The organism is Paenibacillus xylanexedens (assembly GCF_007676705.1).
GTDB lineage: Bacteria > Bacillota > Bacilli > Paenibacillales > Paenibacillaceae > Paenibacillus > Paenibacillus xylanexedens_C.
Window position 1 is genome coordinate 1,336,908 of record NZ_VEBF01000002.1, and the last position, 18,948, is coordinate 1,355,855.

Consider the following 18,948-nt stretch of genomic DNA (forward strand, 5'->3'; position numbering starts at 1 on the left):
TAAAGAAGAACGATCACGAGCAAGATAAAAAGAACGATAAACAGCACTTTTTCAGTATCCTCTTCCGGAGGCTTCATCTGATATCCCGGCTCCTTCCTGTGTACTAACAAGCGAATATGAGCATGAAGAACTTCAAAAAATGATGACATCTCCTCCGTATATTCATATTCACTCGAGCGGCGTCAGGATTGCGACGACAGCGGAGAGACTGATAAAACTAAGGCACGATACAGGCCCAAATTATGCCTTAAATACGTGACATAAACATGGACAATCACTTGCGCAAGGTTCATACTGTAATGTGACCAGTGGTTAAATAACAACAGGCGGGTAGCCGTTCTACTGTGACCTGATTTACATACCAACAGAGGAGTTGTAGACACATGAATGAAAAAACGATGGAAATGTTCCGCACGTTAACGGAGTTCCCTTCCGCATCCGGATTTGAACGTGAGCTTCGCGGCTGGATGAAAGAGCAACTGTCCGCTTATACCGATGAATTCGTACAGGATCGTCTTGGGAGTCTTTTTGGTGTATTACGCGGGGAGGAATCCGGCCCTAAAGTTATGGTAGCCGGACACTTTGACGAAGTAGGTTTCATGACTACGGGCATTACGGAAACGGGTATGGTCAAATTCCGTCCACTGGGTGGATGGTGGAGTCAGGCTGTACTGTCTCAACGACTGGAAATTATCACACCTGATCGCCGAATTATCGGGGTGGTTGGTTCTACACCTACGCACTTGCTGGACGAATCCCAACGGAGCAAACCTGTGGATCTGAACACCATGTATCTCGATATTGGAGCGGACAACCGGGCGGAAGCAGAATCCTGGGGCATTCATCCGGGGATGCAGATCGTGCCGATCTGTGAATTCACACCTATGGCCAATCCGAAGAAAATCATGGCCAAAGCGTGGGATAATCGTTATGGAGTAGGACTTGCACTTGAACTGGTTGAAGCGCTGCACAAGGAAAAACTGCCTAATACGCTCTATGCTGGTGCAACGGTTCAGGAAGAACTGGGGCTTCGCGGTGCACGTACAGCGGCCAATCTGATTCAGCCGGATATCTTCTTCGCACTTGACTGTAGCGCGGCGAATGATATGACAGGGGATAAACAGTCATTTGGACATATCGGACAAGGGGCATTGCTTCGTATTTTTGACCCGGGTATGTTCACCCATCGCGGAATGGTGGAGTATGTGCAAGACACCGCTTCATCCAATCAGATCAAAATGCAATATTTCATCTCGCCAGGCGGTACCGATGCAGGTCAAGTTCACCTGAGTGGAATCGGTGTACCTTCAACGGTAATTGGTATCTGTGCCCGTTATATTCACACCTCTTCCTCCATCATTCACACAGACGACTATGATGCAGCCAAGGAGCTGATTGTGAAGCTGGTGAAAGGTCTGGATCGGACAACAATGAATACCATAATTAATAACGCGTAGCATTGACATGAGACCTCCTAACTATCGGGAGGTCTCTTTTTTAGATCCACAACGATATCAGTTGAACACAGTTACACAGAGGATTAATAGGCCGAACATTATAGGGAATTACACATAAGATACAATAACGGTAGATGATTTAAACACCAAACAGCGGGGGACCTGTTATGGCAGTGAGAAGGAATGGAAAATCGAATAAAGGTTCCAAAAAAACAAATGCTGCAAACACCCTTCTCAATGGCAACCTTAAAGGAAGAAATCTGGAACTTATCGTTGCTGCATTACTGGTAAGCGGGAAGTTAAGAGTGGATGCGGTCACGTTGTTTCGAGAAGCTACACTAGTCGTTGAACTGGTCGGACAATATAAAACGTTACAAAACATTACACCATCGAATCAAGACAAACTGGTGCAATTCCTGGATGAGATTGGTGGGGACATGACGTTGAATGATGTTATACGGGCTTTCCAACAAAGAATCAATTCTTAACGCCAAGAAATGAGGTTGAAGTGATGTCTGACTTTGACGGAAATGGGTTCGCTGAGCTATTGATTATTGTCATTCTTGTTGTTTTATTTGTATTTGGTTCTTCCGATATTGACGATCTAACCGATTCACCATCTCAATCCTGAATTGGCGTACGTGATTACGCTCCATTCATTATGAAATGCATACCTGTAAACGCCAGTCCACAATATGCGGGCTGGCGTTTTTTGGATGGCTATAGAAATAGCGGTGAGAATGCAATCCAGGCCAAAATAAGGGTAAGGACAATGCAAACATTCTCTACAACGGCCCCTCGCTTGGTTCCTGTACTCATCAGATTCACCCGTATGCGCCACTTGAGCGGTGGTAACGGACGAATACCCCGATTGGTTAGTGAATCGGCCAACAGATGCATCGCATATGCCGTACCTCCCGCTACCCAAATCTCCGGTCCCTGCTGCTGGGTCGTGCTGTAAAGTAAGCCAGCCCATATTGCGGTTCCATAAAGGGTATGTGTCAGTCCCCTGTGAGTCAGGGTGGTGCAGAGCATTAACAGACTGCCTGCAATCAGATTCCATGGCGCGAATGAGTGACCATAGAAAACGAGCCCGAGTCCAATCGCAAACATCAGCACTTTGCGTAGTGAACGCGAGGGTAGAAATGACACAAGTGCAATGAGGATCGCGAGCAACAGGTTCCACGGTTTGGCATGAACATAGAAGTACACAAATACAGCTGTCGGCAAAAGAATGGTCTGTAACAGCCTGATCAGGCTATTAGGCAATGCTCTCGATACCAACAGCGAATTCGGCTCATCGATGTCAGGCAATAAGGAACCAATCAGAGCAACCGTAACTGCCGGTGCAGTCACTGGCATACCAGCCAACTGAAGTACAGAAAGTGATACGCCTGTCCCGATCATCAGGTGGGATCTTCCCATCATGGTGCAAAAACTTCCTTTCGAAGAAATAGGGAACATACATAGCCCACTTTTGATAGTACAACGAAACCAAAACAAGAACAATAGTTCGTATTTCTTATTTGTATGAAAATAAATATCACTTTCTGTGATGGGGCTCACACTATTATATTTATGACTCTTCTATCTTTATTAGTGAATTAAATCACATAAACTGTCGTCAACTACTTGTATAATTTCAAATATAAACCACTAAAATTGTTGGTAATGTACAGCGTCTATCCAAGGAGGCATACACACATGAACGGAAAAAAAGAGAAACTCGTTATCATAGGTAACGGAATGGCAGGAATCAGTACTGTAGAACAAATTTTGAAGTTAACATCGCGATTTGATATTACTGTTTTTGGCACAGAGCCCTACCCTAACTACAACCGCATTATGTTGTCCTATGTATTGGAAGGAAGCAAAACACTGGATGACATCGTACTGAATGATCTCCACTGGTATCAGGATTATGGTATTACCCTCCATACAGGAACAACCGTGACCCGAATTGATTCGGATACCCATGAGGTCGTGACAGAGGATGGAACTCGCTTCCCTTATGACAAAATCATCATTGCGACTGGCTCTAACTCCTTTATTCTCCCCGTACCTGGACATGACAAAGAAGGTGTCGTCGGTTTCCGTGATATCGCCGATTGCAATGTCATGCTGGAAGCTGCTAAACAGTATAAACGAGCGGCCGTTATCGGGGGCGGACTGCTAGGCCTTGAAGCTGCCAAAGGGTTGGTACAACTTGGCATGGAAGTTACCGTAGTGCACTTGATGCAGGATCTGATGGAGCGTCAGCTTGATCCGCAAGCTTCAGCCATGTTGAAAGCTGAATTGGAACGTCAGGGTATCCGGTTCAAGATGGGTGCGCAGACTTCCGAACTGCTGGGCGGCGAACGCGTTGAAGGGATACGTTTTGCAGATGATACGGTTCTGAATGTTGATTTTGTTGTCATGGCTGTAGGGATTAAACCTAATACGGTTGTAGCCCGTGAAAGCGGTATGGAAGTGAATCGGGGCATTGTCGTGAATGACTATATGCAGACTTCACTTGAGAATGTGTACTCGGTCGGGGAATGTACAGAGCACCGCGGCGTATGTTATGGCCTCGTTGCCCCATTGTTCGAACAAGGCATGATTCTGGCGAAACATATCTGCGGGGTTGAAACGGCTCCTTATGAAGGTTCTGTTGTATCCACGAAATTGAAAATTTCGGGTGTGGACGTCTTTTCAACCGGTGAATTCATCGACAGTCCGGAACACACCGTCATTTCGCACAAAGATGACTGGAAACGAACCTACAAAAAGATTCTGCTTCGTGACAATAAAATGGTCGGTGCCGTGCTCTTCGGTGACATTACGGATTCTGCCGAATTGCAAAAGCTGATCAAAAATCAAACCGAAATGACCGAGGAATTGTACGGTTCACTCATGGGCACAGGCTGTGGCGGTCATAAGAAAGCAACCTCTGTTGAAACGATGCCCGAGGACGAGATCGTCTGCGGATGTAACGGAGTGACTAAAGGAACTATTGTCGATGTAATTACAAACCAGGGCCTGACCACTGTAGATGAAATCAAAGCCTGTACCGGTGCAACCCGCTCTTGCGGTGGATGTAAACCGGTTGTGGAACAGATTTTGCAATATGTACTTGGAGACAACTTCAGTACTGGAGCCAAACAGGGCATCTGCGGATGTACATCTATGGGACGGGATGAGATTGTAGCCGAGATTCGTCAAAAAGGACTGCAAACGACCAAAGAGGTCATGAATGTACTTGGATGGAGTCAGCCAGAAGGTTGTTCCAAATGTCGTCCGGCAATCAACTATTACCTTGGCATGATTGCACCGGACACGCACGAAGATGAGAAGGAATCCCGTTTTGTTAACGAACGCATGAACGCGAATATTCAAAAAGATGGAACGTATACGGTGGTACCTCGGATGTATGGCGGGGTGACTACACCAGCAGACCTCAAACGCATCGCTGACGTTTCAGTCAAATATGATGTTAAAGCAGTCAAAGTGACTGGCGGTCAGCGTCTCGACTTGATTGGTGTTAAAAAAGAAGATCTGACCAAAGTCTGGGCTGAACTGGATATGCCTTCAGGTTATGCATACGCCAAATCGCTGCGTACGGTCAAAACATGTGTCGGCTCCCAATTCTGCCGATTCGGTACACAGGATTCCATGGCTATGGGCGCCAGAATTGAACGCAAATTCGAACGTCTGGATCTGCCAGCCAAGTTTAAATATGCTGTCAATGGTTGTCCGCGGAACTGTGCAGAAGCATGTACAAAAGATATCGGTATCGTTGGTAACGACGGGGGCTGGGAAATCTTTATCGGCGGCAACGGCGGTATTAAAGCAAGACTTGCTGATTCCCTATGCAAAGTAAAAACGGATGAAGAGTTGATCGAACTGTGCGGAGCCATCATGCAGTATTACCGCGAGACAGGTAACTATCTGGAACGGACTTCGGAATGGGTGGAACGCATGGGTCTGGAACATATTCGCTCGGTTGTCGTGGATAACCTCGAAGAACGAAAAGCTTTGATGGAGCGGATTGAGTTTGCACTTGAGCATGTTGAAGAACCTTGGCAAAAAGCGATTCGCAATGAAGAAGGCCAAAGTAAAATGTTCCACGGAATCGAAGTGTCAGCTCGTCCATAAGCAAGTTGGCAAGATGAATCGGGATCCATGTTAAATAGATAAAAGGAGTGGTTCAAGATGACGACAAAACAATCAGGCACCTACTTCCCTGCCGGAGTAGTTGAAGACTTTCTGCCACGCATCGGAAGAGTAGTTGAAATTAAGGATCATCAGCTTGCTGTCTTTCTGGCATCGGATGGCACCATCTTCGCTGCGGATAATCACAACCCCCACCCTAAGGGTGGGCCGCTGGCTGAAGGTATCGTGTCCGGACATTATCTGTACGATCCACTGTATGATTGGAAAATCGACCTGACTACCGGTATTGTGCAAGCACCGGACAACGGTCAAGTACAGATGTATCCGGTGAAAGTAGAGAATGGTCAAGTCTGGATTGCAATATAGCTCCATTGAAACATTCACAGATTGATGCAAAATAATGGGGGAAACCGTGATGTATACACCAAGTGTTGAGGGAATTATTGAAGCTGCGGTTAAAAAACGCGATCAGATGAACGCAAGCCTGCCACGGTACATGGTTGCTGCCTTGATGGCTGGTGCTTATGTAGGACTCGGCATCGTTCTGATCTTCAGTATTGGTGCTCCGCTCCTTGCGGCACAGTCACCACTGCAAACCATGTTGATGGGCATGTCCTTCGGACTCGCGCTCACACTGGTCATCTTTGCCGGATCGGAACTGTTTACAGGTAACAATATGTTCTTCACCATGAGTACGCTGGCTGGCCGAACCACAGTGAACGAAACGTTGAAGAACTGGGGGCTCGTCTTTATCGGTAACCTTCTCGGTGCCATCCTGCTAAGTTTGCTTATTGTCGGTAGCGGCCTGTTCAAGACGGCTACGCCGGAACATCTGCTGTTTGTCGTCTCTGCCAAAAAAATGGCCGCTCCCGTATCGGAGCTGTTCTTCCGCGGCATTCTCTGTAACTGGCTCGTCTGTCTGGCAATCTGGATGGCCGCTCGCTCCAAAGAGGATATCGCCAAACTTGTTCTTATCTGGTGGTGTCTATATGCATTTATCGCAAGTGGCTATGAACACAGTGTTGCCAATATGACATTACTATCTTTATCCTGGCTACTGCCGAACCACCCGGATACGATCACTATGGCAGGCTGGTTCCACAACATGATTCCGGTGACACTTGGTAATATCATCGGTGGTGCCCTCTTTGTCGGCATGGCGTACTGGTACACTTCACCGGTACGAAAAAAGGCATAATAGTTGACCAGCAGCACTTATCTACGTTAGGTAGCATAACATTTGCACAGATGAAGCCACGATGGATGACGAACTCACGTTCAATCATCCATCGTGGCTTTCTGGCTTCATTTTACATTCAATGTATACATCGTTAATCCGTGGTTAATATAACTGAAGTATAGTCAGTGTATACGCCCACCTAACTTGTAAAGGATGATCTCTTCTAATGGGAATTCATACGTACTTCAGATCACTGAATGATCTTGAACGCATTATTCGGACCCCTGGCAAATTCAAGTTCGAAGAACATTGTGTATCCGCCCATTCCTGGAAAGTGGTTCAGTACGCCAAAACGTTGGCCGATATTGAAGAACAGCAAGGCGTAAGCATTGACTGGAAAAAGTTATACGAGATCACCAGCAGTCATGACTATGGCGAAATATTCATCGGTGATATCAAGACCCCGGTCAAACATTATTCACTTGAACTTCGTTCCATGCTTCAGCAGGTGGAAGAAGGTATGGTTGAACATTTTATTAACGAGAATATCCCGGAAGAGTTCAAAGAAATTTTCCGCAGACAACTGCGTGAAGGCAAAGATCAATCGGTCGAAGGACTGATTCTCGAAGTTGCAGACAAGATGGATCAAGTGTACGAAGCTTTTGCGGAACTGCAACGGGGTAACACGGAGAAAGAGTTCATCGTCATGTACCGTTACGCGCTCGTCAAGATCAAAAACATTGATCTCCACTGTGTCCGTTATTTCCTCAATCACATCCTGCCTGATATCATCGAAGAAGGTGTTCGATCCCCGTTTGATATTCGCAAAATAACCGAAGAAGCTTTACTTCAATAAATTAGCTCAGGTCATCTGGATCCCCATCATCCATGGACAGGGCTTTTTTTCGTTGCTGTAAGCTCAATCGATACTCGCTAGGATACATCCCCGTTTTGTTTTTGAAGATCCGGCTGAAATAATGGGAATCACTATACCCTACCGCTCCGCCAATCGTCTTGATATCCATATTTTCGTGTGTGACGAGCATGCGCTTCGCTTCATTGATTCGCAAGCCTGTCATATATTTTAGCGGAGTCTCCCCCGTCACCTTCTTGAAGCACTTCCCCACATAGTCCACACTAAAATGCATCTGCCCCGCCATGTCCTGGAGTGTAATCTCATGCATGTAATTCTGCTTCAGATACAGCTTAACGGCTTCTGCAATATCTTCCGGCTTCACCTGCTCATCCAGCACAACACTGACATGGGCAAGCGAATCCGTAGCGCTCCCGAGCTTCAATTCCATCGCATCCAGCAGTGTACGAAGCTGTTCTTCGGACAATGGTTTGAGCAGATAATCCTCCACCTTGTAACTGATCGCCTGCCGTGCATATTCAAATTCATGATAACCACTTAGAATCACAATCTTCACATGCGGATAGGCAAAATACAGATATTTGGCCAGTTCCAATCCGTTCATCACCGGCATTTGAATATCGGTTACGACCAAATCAGGTACGGAATGTTCGATCAATTGTAAAGCTTCCTGACCGTTCCTCGCTTCACCAATCACTTCGAACCGGCTGCCGAGCTCTCTGAATTTGCGCGAGACATTACGACGAATCAAAGCCTCGTCCTCCACAATAATCGTTCTGTATTTGTTCGTCACGGGTTCAGTCATGCTCCTTTCGAATGGAACCGCCTATTGTAATCTGGACACCGCCGGAAGACTTGTTCGTAATCTGCATCCGAGCTGCCGTGCCATACCACAATTTCAAGCGGACCCAGATGTTCTTGAGTCCCATCCCGTTAATCTCAAGCTCAGGCATACGTTCCCACTCCTGTGACTGTTCGATATAATGCAGTATTTTGGCAAGTGCCTCGGGTTCCATGCCAGGCCCATTGTCTTCCACGTGGATCTGCCAGGTCTCCTCTGCCGTATCCAACTCTCCAGTAATGACCAGTTTCCAAGGGGGCGTATCACTCAGTCCATATTTCATGACATTTTCGAGTAATGGTTGTACCATTAACATTGGCACCTGAATATGTTGCATCTCAGCCGGAATATGGAACTCGTAGTGCATGTCATCTTCAAACCGAATCTTCATACACTCCAGATACCGCTCACAATAATCCAATTCTTGAGACAGTGGAACGCCATTCTTGCCCGGAGTAGAGATATAACGGAGCATGGACGCAATATTTCCGCAGAATGCGACAATCTGCTTATTCATGCCTTCTTCCGCCATAATGCTAATATTTGTGATGTTGTTATACAGAAAATGCGGATTCATCTGGGATTGCAGCGCCAGTAATCTCGCTTCTGTCTCCTGAGATTTCATCGCCAGCCTGTCCTGAAAAGACTGTACAAGCTGTTGATTCAACCGGATAAACGTATCATTCAGCTCATCCATCTCCCGGATGGAACCAGGATGCTCCAGCTTGAATAACTGGCCGGAATCCTGACCCGATACCAGATCGTTCTCACCCGTTTTCTGAATAATGCGCTGCAAGCGATGCAGTGGCAAGGTAACCCGTTTGGAGATGAGATACGAAAGGATCAAGATCAATATCAGGGTAGCTAACGTGGCACAGATAAACATCACAGCCATCCGGTTGAGACTCGCGAAAAGGGACTGCTTGGACTGCATGACAACAACGGTCCATCCCGTCTCCTGTGAAGTCATGTAGGTCATCATTTGCTTGGAATGATTCAGAGGATCAGTCACTTCCTGCATGGTATCGGGCGGAAATGTACGATTTTGAATCAAATCCACATCATCGAAATAGCCTGCTTGGGAAGCATCGGTATCCGAAGAAAGTGGATATAACCGTGTATTTTGTTCATCCATCACATAGATGCGAAGATCGTCGTTACTCGCCTGCAAATCATTCAAATGCTGGAACAGAGTTCCGGCATCCTGCAAAATCTCAACTACACCCTGGCTGACATAATTGCCATCTTTGTATACCCGTGTAAGTGAAATGTAGGGTTGATCCGCTTTCCCCTCGCCTGTTGGCATGGGCAAAGCTCCCCCCTGTAACAGACGGATCACCCGCCAGCCACTACGCTCCCAGGTTTCCTTGTACCACGGTCGCTGAGTCAGATCCACCGATAGTTGACCGTTGAATGCCCCCGCTCCCAACATCTTGCCGTTCACGTCATAGATATTGGCCTGCTTGGCTGTATTGGAGCTGCTGATGATCGCCAGAATGACGTCAATCAGTGTGGTTGTATCTTTGTACAGTGCCGGATCACTCGTCATTGTCTGCTCGCTATCCTCCGCTGGTGCCAAATAATGACTGAAGTGTTCCTTCACTAGATTGGAGTACACGATATTCATGGAAAAGTTATTCATTTTAACCACTTCCTGATCCAGATTGCCAACAATCGATACCCCCAGTTGTCTCTGCTGTTCTTCACTTCGATGACGGATGTCACTCGCAAGAAAAACATACAGGAGTCCTGCCACGATAAGCGAAAAAATAATAAATACCGCAGAGTAATAGGCAAACAGGCTTTGTTGAAGCGTTCCAAATCGATACCTCAATCCCCACACACCTCGTCCTATGATCATATCTGTTACATCCATCGAAAATGTCCACCCAACAGAACGCTTTTGTCTATTGAGCGTATCCCTTGTTCACAGTAAAGTTATCCACATAAGAATACGCTTACATTAAGCGTTTCGGCAAGTGACAATTTTCTTTATATTCCGGGAGGTTCAATGATGAGAAAACGATTTCTATTTTCGCTTGCAAGTGTGCTCCTAATCTCCACCCTGCTACTTGCCGGGTGCAACTCAGGGAAAAGTGCGGAAGGTTCGGGCAAGGTGACACTCACGTTCGGAACGAGCCAATCGGGTATTCCGCGTACAGGCATCATGCAGACAATGGCCAAGGAATATGAGCAGGAGACGGGTGTCAAAATTGACTTTCAGGTTGTACCTGACGCACAGTGGCGTGATCTGATCAAGGTGAAGCTCGCTTCTGGCGAAGCACCTGACATTTTCAATGTCGATGTGGACCCACTTAGCATGCCGGCCAACGTAAGACCGGAGGAAAATGCCATTGATCTGACCAATGAGGAATTCACAGGTCGGATGTCCGAAGAGATTTTGCCCACTGTCAGTCACAATGACAAGGTGTACGGGGTTTCTTTTGCCCCATCGAAAATCTGGTATGTGTACTATAACAAACGTATCTTCGCAGAGCTGGGCATAGAGCCTCCTACATCCTATGCGGAATTCAAGGCAATCAGCCAGAAAATCAAGGATAAAGATATCATTCCGTTCTATCAGGCACCTGCCAGTGGATGGTATCAGGTTCTGCCTTTGTTCGAAACGGGACCTAACTATGAGCAAACGACAGCGGGAACATACGAGAAACTAAACAATAATGAGATGAAAGTAGCCGATATGACACAGCTCAAGACGGTCATTGAGCAGTTGAAGGAATTTGCGGATCTTGGTTATTTCGGCAAAGACTTCTTGTCCAATACGGTAGAAGCGGGAATTGAAGCGTTTGGTCAGGAAAAAGCGGCTATGCTGCTGCGGGTGCCAGGTACTGAAAAAGAAGTGTCCGAAGCGTATCCGGCGATGGAAGACAATATGGGATTCTTCGTGATGCCGTGGGGAGATAATCAGACGATTGGTGTGAATCCGGGCGGTTCAGCTGCGATGTTCGGTAACAAAAACAGTAAACATCCCGAAGAAGTGCTGAAATTCTTCCGTTGGATTACCGAGCATGATCATCTACAGCGTGTGTTCGATGAAGGTGAAGGTAACCTGACAATCTGCTGGCCGGAAATTGAACCGAAGCTGACACAGGATTATATCGATTATGAGAAAAATCATGAAAAAGGTACGGTTATGCAAGCCGCTGTGAAATATATTGATCCACAATGGATGGATATCGGCAAGGACCTGTCAGGCATGTTCGCCGGAGCCATGACACCGGATCAGATTCTGCAAAATATTGATAAACGCCGGGCTGAACAAGCCAAAGTGTTGAAGGATGAAGCGTGGCAATAACAGCGCAAATCTCAGATAAACATAAACGCTGAACAGCGTTACATGCAGCGGGCACTTGCCCGCTCATGTATTTTGGCAGGAAGGAAAGGTGTTACGGATTATGAATGCGAACAAAATCTATCCCTGGTATTTCTCATCCGGAGCGATTGTATTATATCTGCTGTTCATCGTCGCTCCCGCTCTGCTCGGCATCTATTATTCCTTCACCGACTGGAACAGCTATAGTTCGGAGAAGAACTTTATCGGTTTGGAGCATTTCCGCACCATTCTGGCGGGTGATCCGACCTATCTGCTTTTTATCAAAAACACAGTCCTGTTCACCCTCGTTACATCCATCGCCAAGACCGTGCTGGGCTTGTTCCTGGCTCTGCTGTTGGTCAGCGGTGTAAAGGCCGCGAATCTGCACCGGATGATCATCTTCTCCCCACAGGTGCTGTCGTTCCTCATTGTTGGACTCGTGTTCAAAAGTCTGCTCGACCCCAACAACGGGTTCGTTAACGTGACCCTGCGTTCCATGGGACTGGACGTTCTGGCCCAGAACTGGCTGGGTTCCCTGACCTGGGCCATGCCCTCCATTATGGCGGTGGATACGTGGAAAGGCATGGGGTACATCATGGTGCTGTTCATCGCCGGACTGCTCGCCATTCCCCGGGATTACTATGAGGCAGCGTCCATTGACGGCGCCGGGTTCGGACAGAAGCTGTTCCGGATCACCATTCCGATGCTGATGCCTACGATTACCATTGCCACGGTGCTCAATATTACGTATGGATTACGAGTATTCGATGCCGTATACGTGCTAACTAATGGTGGGCCTGGTAATGCCACAGATGTGATTAACACGGCCGTCTATTCCTCTTTTGCCAAAGGGTATTGGGGACTCGGTAGCGCCCTATCTACCATTCTGTTTGTCATCATGGCGATCATCTCCTTCTTCATCATTCGTTTGATGAACCGAAAGGTGGAATACTGACATGCGATTGAAAAAAAGTTTGGCTTCCATCGGGTTAAATGTACTCGCCTGGCTGCTTAGCCTGGTAGTACTGATTCCTTTTGTCGTCATTGTATTGAATTCATTCAAGTCGGACGCCGAGGCCAAAGTGTTGAAACTGACGCTGCCCGAGAAGTTTATCTTCGAAAATTACAAAATCGTCTATGAACAAGGACACTTGGGAGGTTCTTTTTTCAACAGTCTGCTGCACTCCGGGGCCTCTTCCCTACTATTGGTGTTTGTTGTGGCCTTCTCGGCCTTCACGTTATCTCGTAACCATTCGAAGCTCAGCAAGTTCCTGTACTTCTTCCTGATTCTTGGCATTACACTGCCGCTCAACTACATTCCGCTGATGGAAGTGATGAAATCGATGGGCATGATCAATTCACATCTCGGCATGATTCTACTCTATACGGCCATGGGAATTCCGATCTCGCTGTTCATTACATATGCATTCGTGTCTAACATTCCGAAGGAGCTGGATGAAGCCGCGATCATGGACGGATGTAATGGGATCAAGCTGTTCCTGCGAATCATTGTGCCTTTGTTAACCTCGGTGCTGGTGACGGTATTTGTCTTGAATTTCCTTAGTGTCTGGAATGAATTCACGGCCCCACTTTATATGCTGAATACGGTCGAGATGTGGCCGATGACCCTTGCTGTGTATAACTTCTTCGGACAATTCAGTGCCCAGTGGAATCTGGTCAGCGCAGATATTGTACTTACGTCATTGCCTGTGTTAATTGTCTTCCTCATTGGGCAAAAGTATATTGTAGGTGGCCTGACTTCTGGGGCAGTGAAGGGCTAACTGCTACGAAATCTGGCAACAAATGATATCCATAAACTTCTCTTATACAATTAAATCTGCTGACTGCACAGCACAAAAAGCCCTTGTCTGCTCATGGTGTGAATGTCTCTTCGTACAGAAGAAATATTCACAATCTGCGGACAAGGGCTTTCGCTGTAGAATTCAGATTAATCGTGCGCCAATCCCACAACATCGGAAGGAGTCGTTATATCCGTGCTCTGCTCCAGGATTTTGATCATTTCTAACCGGGATGTGATTAATGCGATCAAAATAACAAATAGACCAGCAATAATGAACAGGAAGGCAATACCTCTGCCCGGCCCAGTTCCAATCATTTGCCCCACTGAGGACGCGAGCGCTCCATCCTCCATCAACAGCGGATTAAACACATGGTCGGCCAGAAATCCGGCCAAACTGTACGCAATAATAAACCCGAGTTGTGACAGAATACCAATGATTCCCCATACCCTGCCCTGCTTTTCATTGGCAATATTGTTTCGCACCAGCACATCTGCACTCATGTTGACGAACGGCAGGGATGACAGAAACAGAAAGCCTACGAAAATAATAAAATAAATGTTCGTGGATATCCCCAGAAGCGAGAAGGACAGACCGCACATAATCAATCCCATTACGAGCACACTTGCATATTTCTTCGTCATCGTAAATATGCCTATGCACAAGCTGCTAATCAACATACCGATGGCACTAACGGACTGAAACGTACCAAGTGTCTTCGCATCCGTGAAGGACAGGAGCATGGGACCAATGAGTGTCTCCAGGAATCCCAGATAAAAGGTAACCAGCGAAATAATCACCACCAGCAACAATACTCCCTTGTTAGTTACGACTTCCCTCCAGCCCTCTTGAATATCAGCGATCCAGTTTTTGTCTTCCTTATCATCTCGCTCAACCTTCATGCTCTTCCGAATAACCAGCACAGCCAGAATGGCAACTAGGAATGTCAGAATATTAATGACCAGAATGACTTCAATGGTTGTTATACTGAGCAGAATGCCCGCAATGATCGGTGAAAACAGAAACTTCGAGGATTCGGCCATCTGTACAAGACCGCTTCCTTTGGAGAATTGATCCTTATCCAGCAAGTCGGTGGCAGAGGCCTTATATGCCGGGCTTTGCAGCGCAGAAAATACAGAACTAAAGGCCACTCCCACATAGATATGCCATAACTGAATATCACCTGTGAGCATAATCGACAGAATGAAAATTAACCCTGCCGCCGATCCCAGGTCGCCGATAATCATCATCGTTCGACGGTCGAATCGGTCGGCCAGTACACCTCCAATCGGTCTAAGCAGGATGTTTGGCAGAAACGTAAACAAGGTAATCAATGCAACACTTGTTGCCGTATTTGTTTTTTCGAAGGCATACACCCCCAGGGAGAAAGCCGTAAGTCCAATCCCAATCATGGAGATGAGCTGACCGAACCATACAACTAGAAACTTCCTAAATGATTTTTGAACCGTATGTTCCATGAATGATACTCCTTTTTTTAGCTAAGCTTGATGCGGAAAATAAAGACGAGTGACATAAGCAAAGCTTCCTTTCTCTGCTCCCAGAACACGTTCCATAATATGCGTGAATGCTTCAACCTTTTTTTGGAGTTCTTCCTCCTCCCATTGAAAGATGCCTCGATCAAGTAAAAATTGGGACGATACGAGCAGAAATTCGATGGATTCCTTTGGATTAGGCGTATGAAACACCCCTTCTCGAATCCCCTGTTCCACCACCTCAGCCAAGATGGGACTTAATCGAACCACCGTCTCCACAAGACTCTTTTGGTGCATCTCTATATTATGAACACTGTGCAATTCCTCAATGAGATCATGCTTCTTGCCGTCAGGCTGATTCTGCGCCATCATAATGCGAAAAATTTTGTCATGGGCGTTCAACTTGGGATCTGACACGATGGACTTGGCCGATGCCTCCCCGCTCAGAATAAAACGCATGACGATGGCGTTCATGACCTCTTCTTTGGACTGAAAATAATAATAAAATGTACCCTTGGCAATGTTACACACTTGAAGGATATCCATAACCGTAGCTTTGGTATATCCCTTGGTCACGAACAGAATCTCCGCAGCATCCAAAATCTCGTTCCTGCGTTCTTCTGGATTTTTAATCAATCTCATATTCTGGCCTCCGATACATCGACCGACTGTCGGTCTATTGTAGTCATGAAGTTCTTTTTTTAGAACCCCATTTCAGTTAACCATTGCGCCAGATGGCTTTCCCTTGTTTTCAGATCCTGACGTTCTCTTGCATATTTTCCGATATTTTTGTCTGCCACCAGCTTACCGTCCATCATAAACAGCACACGTTCCGATCGAGCAGCAACTTTCACATCATGGGTTACGAGCAGAATGGTTGTACCCGCTGTATTAATATCGCCAAGAATATCCATGATCTCATACGTCGATTTGGAATTCAGCGCTCCTGTAGGTTCATCTCCGAATAGAATATCCGGATTATTAATCAACGCACGGCAGATGGCGATCCGTTGCAGTTGCCCACCCGAAGCTTGGGTGATGTTATGCTCAGCCAACTCTTCAATTCCCATTTTTCTCATGAGTGACATCGCCCGTGTATTAATCGTATCTCTGTTGCTGTTCTTGGCGAGATATGCGGAAAGTACGATATTGTCCAACAGATTCAGATTCTTGAGCAGATGAATATTTTGAAAAATGAACCCCATCTTTGTCAAACGTAGACTGGCCAGATCACTCTCTTGAAATGCCGATATTTTTTTGCCATTAAAATAGACACTTCCAGCACTAATTTGATCCATGCCACTTATGTTATACAGTAAGGTAGACTTGCCTGAGCCAGATGGCCCCATGATGGAAACAAACTCTCCTTTTTTTAATTGAAGGTTAATATCTTTCAGGATGCTATGTTCTTCATTTTCGCCGAGCGCTACAGATTTATTCACATCTTTGGCTTCTAGTATAGTAGTCATCGTTAATCCTCCCTATTCCACAATCATTTTGGATATGCTCGTTTCCTTGATCGATTGGATGCTAATCCATGCCGTCAGTACGATGGTGCCTGCAAGTAGCAGTGGACACAAAATATATGCCTGTAACGGGTTAACAACAAAAACTATATTCGAAGCACCAAACGTTGACATGATACCACTGACTAACAACGGGCCCAACGTATTGGATAATATCGTCCCAGCTGCAACTCCAACGATCAATATGACAAGTGACATCACCACATACTTCAACTTGATCTTAGACAAGGCAAAGCCGAGACTTCTTAGTACAGCAATATCGTTGTTGTCCTTGGCTACTAACATCTGAAGGAACAGGGCTGTAATCAAAATGGATATGAAGACACCGATAACCAGAGCCAAGATTGTAAGCAATTTTAATTGTTGGATGGTTCCGCCTAGTGTCTGATCCAGATAACCTTGAAGATCGGTTACTTTGGCTGGAGAGAAAGACGTCTCATATTCAGCAATTTTGGCGGCCATATCCCCACGATCTTTCAGATCCAGACTGACCACGTACCACAACACGCTATCCTTGTTGTAAGGTAACAAGGCCTTTGCCGTTTTCCCACCATTCGTAACATCCTGGTATATGCCACTGACCGTCATCATCTGATCTTTGCCATTAACCAGCAAGGTTAGCTGCTCGCCTGTTTTCAAGCCCAGCTCACTGCTATTTGCATCGGATAAAGCAATTTCATTCCCGGTTGTTGGCGCATTCCCGCTAACATAGGATAATGGGAAAATACTGAAATCCCCAGTTTCTACACTCAGATTGTCGTAACTTCCTTCTGCATTCTTAATCTTGAACTGGCTCGTCACCAATGGGGAATACGTTCTGATGTCATTATCATTTTGGATCTGAGCTACCAGATTGGCATAACGCTGCTCTACATCGTCTGTATGCCTCAAGTCAATGCGAATATCGCTTTGTCCAACACCCATATAGGAAATAAAGCTTGGCGCCTGTAAAGTGTTCAGGAAGTTGACGGGCACAATCATGATAAATGAACTGACTACAAAGACGAATAATAATAATCGGAACATCTTGATTCGCTGTATGACTTCCTTCAGTCCAAGAAAGACAGGTACGGAAGACCAGCGATTGCGGGACAGACTGAGCCGGTTTCGAACAATCTGTGTATCTCCCAGGCTCCCGGTACGGAGTGCATCCACCGCGGAGATGGAACGAAAGCGCCGCAGTACCGTTCGACAGAACAGAACCACCATTGCAAATATCAAACCGACAGCTACTAACGGAATCGCGAAATGCAACAGGGTTGCAGGTGCTTTTCCCATATATAACATGATATTTGAAACAAACAGTCTGTTAACGCCAAGTGATGCAATGTAACCCAGCACGGAAGCTAATCCGGCCATAAATACATACTTCATCAGATACAGCTTCTTGATATCCTTCTCTGCGATCCCAATTGCTTTCATGACACTAATCTCACGATAATCCTCTTCAATGGTCGCAAGCATCGTGAATCGGATGCAGAGCATCGCGATCAGAATCAGCACAAGACTGACCAGAATAATGACGGCTGCAATGACTCCGTCGGTCATGGCATTCAATACCTGAAACAGACCATAGGTTACGACTGGACCCGCGTTAGAAAGCCCTGCATTTTGGTAGGCCTGGGTGAAATCTCCCGTCAGTCCGGGATCCGTCAACCGGAACTCAATAAGATACTCCATCTCTCCGACGCTCTGCTTCAGTTCCTGCAAATCCCCTGTACTTACAATAAAACGTTTGGAGTGCACAACCGATGGATTCATCTGAGCATCACGGACAAAATCAACGATGGTGTAAGAACCCACAAATTGACCATTATCTATCCGAACCTGGTCGCCCAAGCTCAATTTATTTTGCTGCATGTAATATACCGGAACCGCGATCTCGCCATCGTTAACCTGAATAATCTCACTGTCCAGATTCAATAAATAATCGAAACCCTGATTCTGTGTAACAAAGTCAATGTCCATAACGCTGTTCTTTTCGGACTCTGCTCCGAGAAACAGATTCGAGCCGTCAATGTTGACCATTTCCACAATCTGATGCTGCTGGACCATGGCATTTTCTTCAGCCCACGTGTTCACTTTGACCTGATCGATTTCTCCGGCATGCATTTGTACAAAGTGCGGTGTTTTGGATTCAGAGAACAGATATTGGATGGAACTCGTCAGTTCCATAATCATTCGTGACCCTGAAGATACCAGCAAGGCGGCCAGCAGGACAAAAATAAATAATGCAGCCGTAATCCCTTTCTTTCTCGTTATATCGTTTCTCAGCATTCGTAGCAGCATAAA

General features: G+C 46.2%; 16 protein-coding genes. 9 read left to right on the forward strand and 7 right to left on the reverse strand.

The annotated features are described in order from the left end of the window. Positions 1 to 383 precede the first annotated feature (383 nt). Both FS628_RS15980 and FS628_RS15985 read left to right on the forward strand, forming a co-directional pair. Positions 384 to 1,457: a M42 family metallopeptidase gene (locus FS628_RS15980; protein ID WP_145323369.1), complete on the forward strand. Its 1,074-nt coding sequence runs from the start codon at positions 384 to 386 to the stop codon at positions 1,455 to 1,457. Positions 1,458 to 1,624: 167 nt separating this feature from the next. Beyond that, positions 1,625 to 1,945, forward strand: a complete 321-nt coding sequence (locus FS628_RS15985; protein ID WP_076214284.1) for a hypothetical protein — start codon at positions 1,625 to 1,627, stop codon at positions 1,943 to 1,945. Positions 1,946 to 2,177: 232 nt separating this feature from the next. Here the strand turns inward: FS628_RS15985 and FS628_RS15990 are convergent, their stop codons facing one another. Beyond that, positions 2,178 to 2,885 (reverse strand): metal-dependent hydrolase, encoded by a 708-nt coding sequence (locus FS628_RS15990; protein WP_145323371.1) that lies wholly within the window; start codon positions 2,883 to 2,885, stop codon positions 2,178 to 2,180. A 276-nt stretch (positions 2,886 to 3,161) separates the two neighbouring features. Here FS628_RS15990 and nirB point away from each other — a divergent pair, with 276 nt between their 5' ends. The 4 genes from nirB (at position 3,162) to FS628_RS16010 (ending at position 7,645) form a co-directional block, all read left to right on the forward strand. Next, positions 3,162 to 5,591, forward strand: coding sequence for a nitrite reductase large subunit NirB (gene nirB / locus FS628_RS15995; protein ID WP_145323373.1), 2,430 nt, complete (start codon positions 3,162 to 3,164; stop codon positions 5,589 to 5,591). Positions 5,592 to 5,648: 57 nt separating this feature from the next. After that, positions 5,649 to 5,975, forward strand: coding sequence for a nitrite reductase small subunit NirD (gene nirD, locus FS628_RS16000; RefSeq protein WP_145323375.1), 327 nt, complete (start codon positions 5,649 to 5,651; stop codon positions 5,973 to 5,975). A 49-nt stretch (positions 5,976 to 6,024) separates the two neighbouring features. Then, a complete protein-coding gene (locus FS628_RS16005; RefSeq protein WP_145323377.1) occupies positions 6,025 to 6,807 on the forward strand; it encodes a formate/nitrite transporter family protein in 783 nt (260 codons plus the stop codon). A 208-nt stretch (positions 6,808 to 7,015) separates the two neighbouring features. Next, complete coding sequence (locus FS628_RS16010; protein ID WP_145323379.1) at positions 7,016 to 7,645, forward strand: YfbR-like 5'-deoxynucleotidase; 630 nt, start codon at positions 7,016 to 7,018, stop codon at positions 7,643 to 7,645. Between the two features lies 1 nt (position 7,646). Here FS628_RS16010 and FS628_RS16015 read toward each other — a convergent pair whose 3' ends face one another. Both FS628_RS16015 and FS628_RS16020 read right to left on the reverse strand, forming a co-directional pair. After that, positions 7,647 to 8,468, reverse strand: a complete 822-nt coding sequence (locus tag FS628_RS16015; RefSeq protein WP_260871049.1) for a response regulator transcription factor — start codon at positions 8,466 to 8,468, stop codon at positions 7,647 to 7,649. Continuing rightward, positions 8,461 to 10,380, reverse strand: coding sequence for a sensor histidine kinase (locus FS628_RS16020; RefSeq protein WP_260871050.1), 1,920 nt, complete (start codon positions 10,378 to 10,380; stop codon positions 8,461 to 8,463). Before FS628_RS16020 ends, FS628_RS16015 begins: the two co-directional genes overlap by 8 nt. Positions 10,381 to 10,518: 138 nt before the next feature. On the opposite strand from FS628_RS16020, the gene FS628_RS16025 reads away from it, so the two are divergent. The 3 genes from FS628_RS16025 (at position 10,519) to FS628_RS16035 (ending at position 13,619) form a co-directional block, all read left to right on the forward strand. After that, positions 10,519 to 11,820, forward strand: a complete 1,302-nt coding sequence (locus FS628_RS16025; protein WP_145323382.1) for an ABC transporter substrate-binding protein — start codon at positions 10,519 to 10,521, stop codon at positions 11,818 to 11,820. Between the two features lie 100 nt (positions 11,821 to 11,920). Next, entirely contained in the window at positions 11,921 to 12,793 is an 873-nt protein-coding gene (locus FS628_RS16030; RefSeq protein ID WP_017687164.1) for a carbohydrate ABC transporter permease, read from the forward strand. Between the two features lies 1 nt (position 12,794). Further along, positions 12,795 to 13,619 carry a carbohydrate ABC transporter permease gene (locus FS628_RS16035; protein WP_145323384.1) on the forward strand — a complete coding sequence of 275 codons (825 nt, stop codon included), beginning with the start codon at positions 12,795 to 12,797 and terminating at the stop codon, positions 13,617 to 13,619. Between the two features lie 167 nt (positions 13,620 to 13,786). On the opposite strand, the gene FS628_RS16040 is transcribed toward FS628_RS16035, so the two are convergent. The 4 genes from FS628_RS16040 to FS628_RS16055 are packed head-to-tail and all read right to left on the reverse strand — an operon-like array spanning position 13,787 to position 18,945. Continuing rightward, the gene (locus FS628_RS16040) at positions 13,787 to 15,115 is read right to left on the reverse strand and encodes an MFS transporter (RefSeq protein WP_145323386.1); all 1,329 of its coding nucleotides are present in this window, start codon (positions 15,113 to 15,115) and stop codon (positions 13,787 to 13,789) included. A 21-nt stretch (positions 15,116 to 15,136) separates the two neighbouring features. After that, positions 15,137 to 15,772 carry a TetR/AcrR family transcriptional regulator gene (locus tag FS628_RS16045; protein WP_145323388.1) on the reverse strand — a complete coding sequence of 212 codons (636 nt, stop codon included), beginning with the start codon at positions 15,770 to 15,772 and terminating at the stop codon, positions 15,137 to 15,139. A gap of 59 nt (positions 15,773 to 15,831) precedes the next feature. Continuing rightward, entirely contained in the window at positions 15,832 to 16,599 is a 768-nt protein-coding gene (locus FS628_RS16050) for an ABC transporter ATP-binding protein (RefSeq protein WP_145323390.1), read from the reverse strand. Between the two features lie 12 nt (positions 16,600 to 16,611). Next, positions 16,612 to 18,945: an ABC transporter permease gene (locus FS628_RS16055; protein ID WP_145323392.1), complete on the reverse strand. Its 2,334-nt coding sequence runs from the start codon at positions 18,943 to 18,945 to the stop codon at positions 16,612 to 16,614. Positions 18,946 to 18,948: the final 3 nt, after the last annotated feature.

What these genes read in the sequence shown, in the direction of transcription:
- FS628_RS15980 (WP_145323369.1), top strand. Translation starts at nt 384, where the DNA reads ATGAATGAAAAAACGATGGAAATGTTCCGCACGTTAACGGAGTTCCCT.
- FS628_RS15985 (WP_076214284.1), top strand. Translation starts at nt 1,625, where the DNA reads ATGGCAGTGAGAAGGAATGGAAAATCGAATAAAGGTTCCAAAAAAACA.
- FS628_RS15990 (WP_145323371.1), bottom strand. Translation starts at nt 2,885, where the DNA reads ATGATGGGAAGATCCCACCTGATGATCGGGACAGGCGTATCACTTTCT.
- nirB (WP_145323373.1), top strand. Translation starts at nt 3,162, where the DNA reads ATGAACGGAAAAAAAGAGAAACTCGTTATCATAGGTAACGGAATGGCA.
- nirD (WP_145323375.1), top strand. Translation starts at nt 5,649, where the DNA reads ATGACGACAAAACAATCAGGCACCTACTTCCCTGCCGGAGTAGTTGAA.
- FS628_RS16005 (WP_145323377.1), top strand. Translation starts at nt 6,025, where the DNA reads ATGTATACACCAAGTGTTGAGGGAATTATTGAAGCTGCGGTTAAAAAA.
- FS628_RS16010 (WP_145323379.1), top strand. Translation starts at nt 7,016, where the DNA reads ATGGGAATTCATACGTACTTCAGATCACTGAATGATCTTGAACGCATT.
- FS628_RS16015 (WP_260871049.1), bottom strand. Translation starts at nt 8,468, where the DNA reads ATGACTGAACCCGTGACGAACAAATACAGAACGATTATTGTGGAGGAC.
- FS628_RS16020 (WP_260871050.1), bottom strand. Translation starts at nt 10,380, where the DNA reads ATGGATGTAACAGATATGATCATAGGACGAGGTGTGTGGGGATTGAGG.
- FS628_RS16025 (WP_145323382.1), top strand. Translation starts at nt 10,519, where the DNA reads ATGAGAAAACGATTTCTATTTTCGCTTGCAAGTGTGCTCCTAATCTCC.
- FS628_RS16030 (WP_017687164.1), top strand. Translation starts at nt 11,921, where the DNA reads ATGAATGCGAACAAAATCTATCCCTGGTATTTCTCATCCGGAGCGATT.
- FS628_RS16035 (WP_145323384.1), top strand. Translation starts at nt 12,795, where the DNA reads ATGCGATTGAAAAAAAGTTTGGCTTCCATCGGGTTAAATGTACTCGCC.
- FS628_RS16040 (WP_145323386.1), bottom strand. Translation starts at nt 15,115, where the DNA reads ATGGAACATACGGTTCAAAAATCATTTAGGAAGTTTCTAGTTGTATGG.
- FS628_RS16045 (WP_145323388.1), bottom strand. Translation starts at nt 15,772, where the DNA reads ATGAGATTGATTAAAAATCCAGAAGAACGCAGGAACGAGATTTTGGAT.
- FS628_RS16050 (WP_145323390.1), bottom strand. Translation starts at nt 16,599, where the DNA reads ATGACTACTATACTAGAAGCCAAAGATGTGAATAAATCTGTAGCGCTC.
- FS628_RS16055 (WP_145323392.1), bottom strand. Translation starts at nt 18,945, where the DNA reads ATGCTGCTACGAATGCTGAGAAACGATATAACGAGAAAGAAAGGGATT.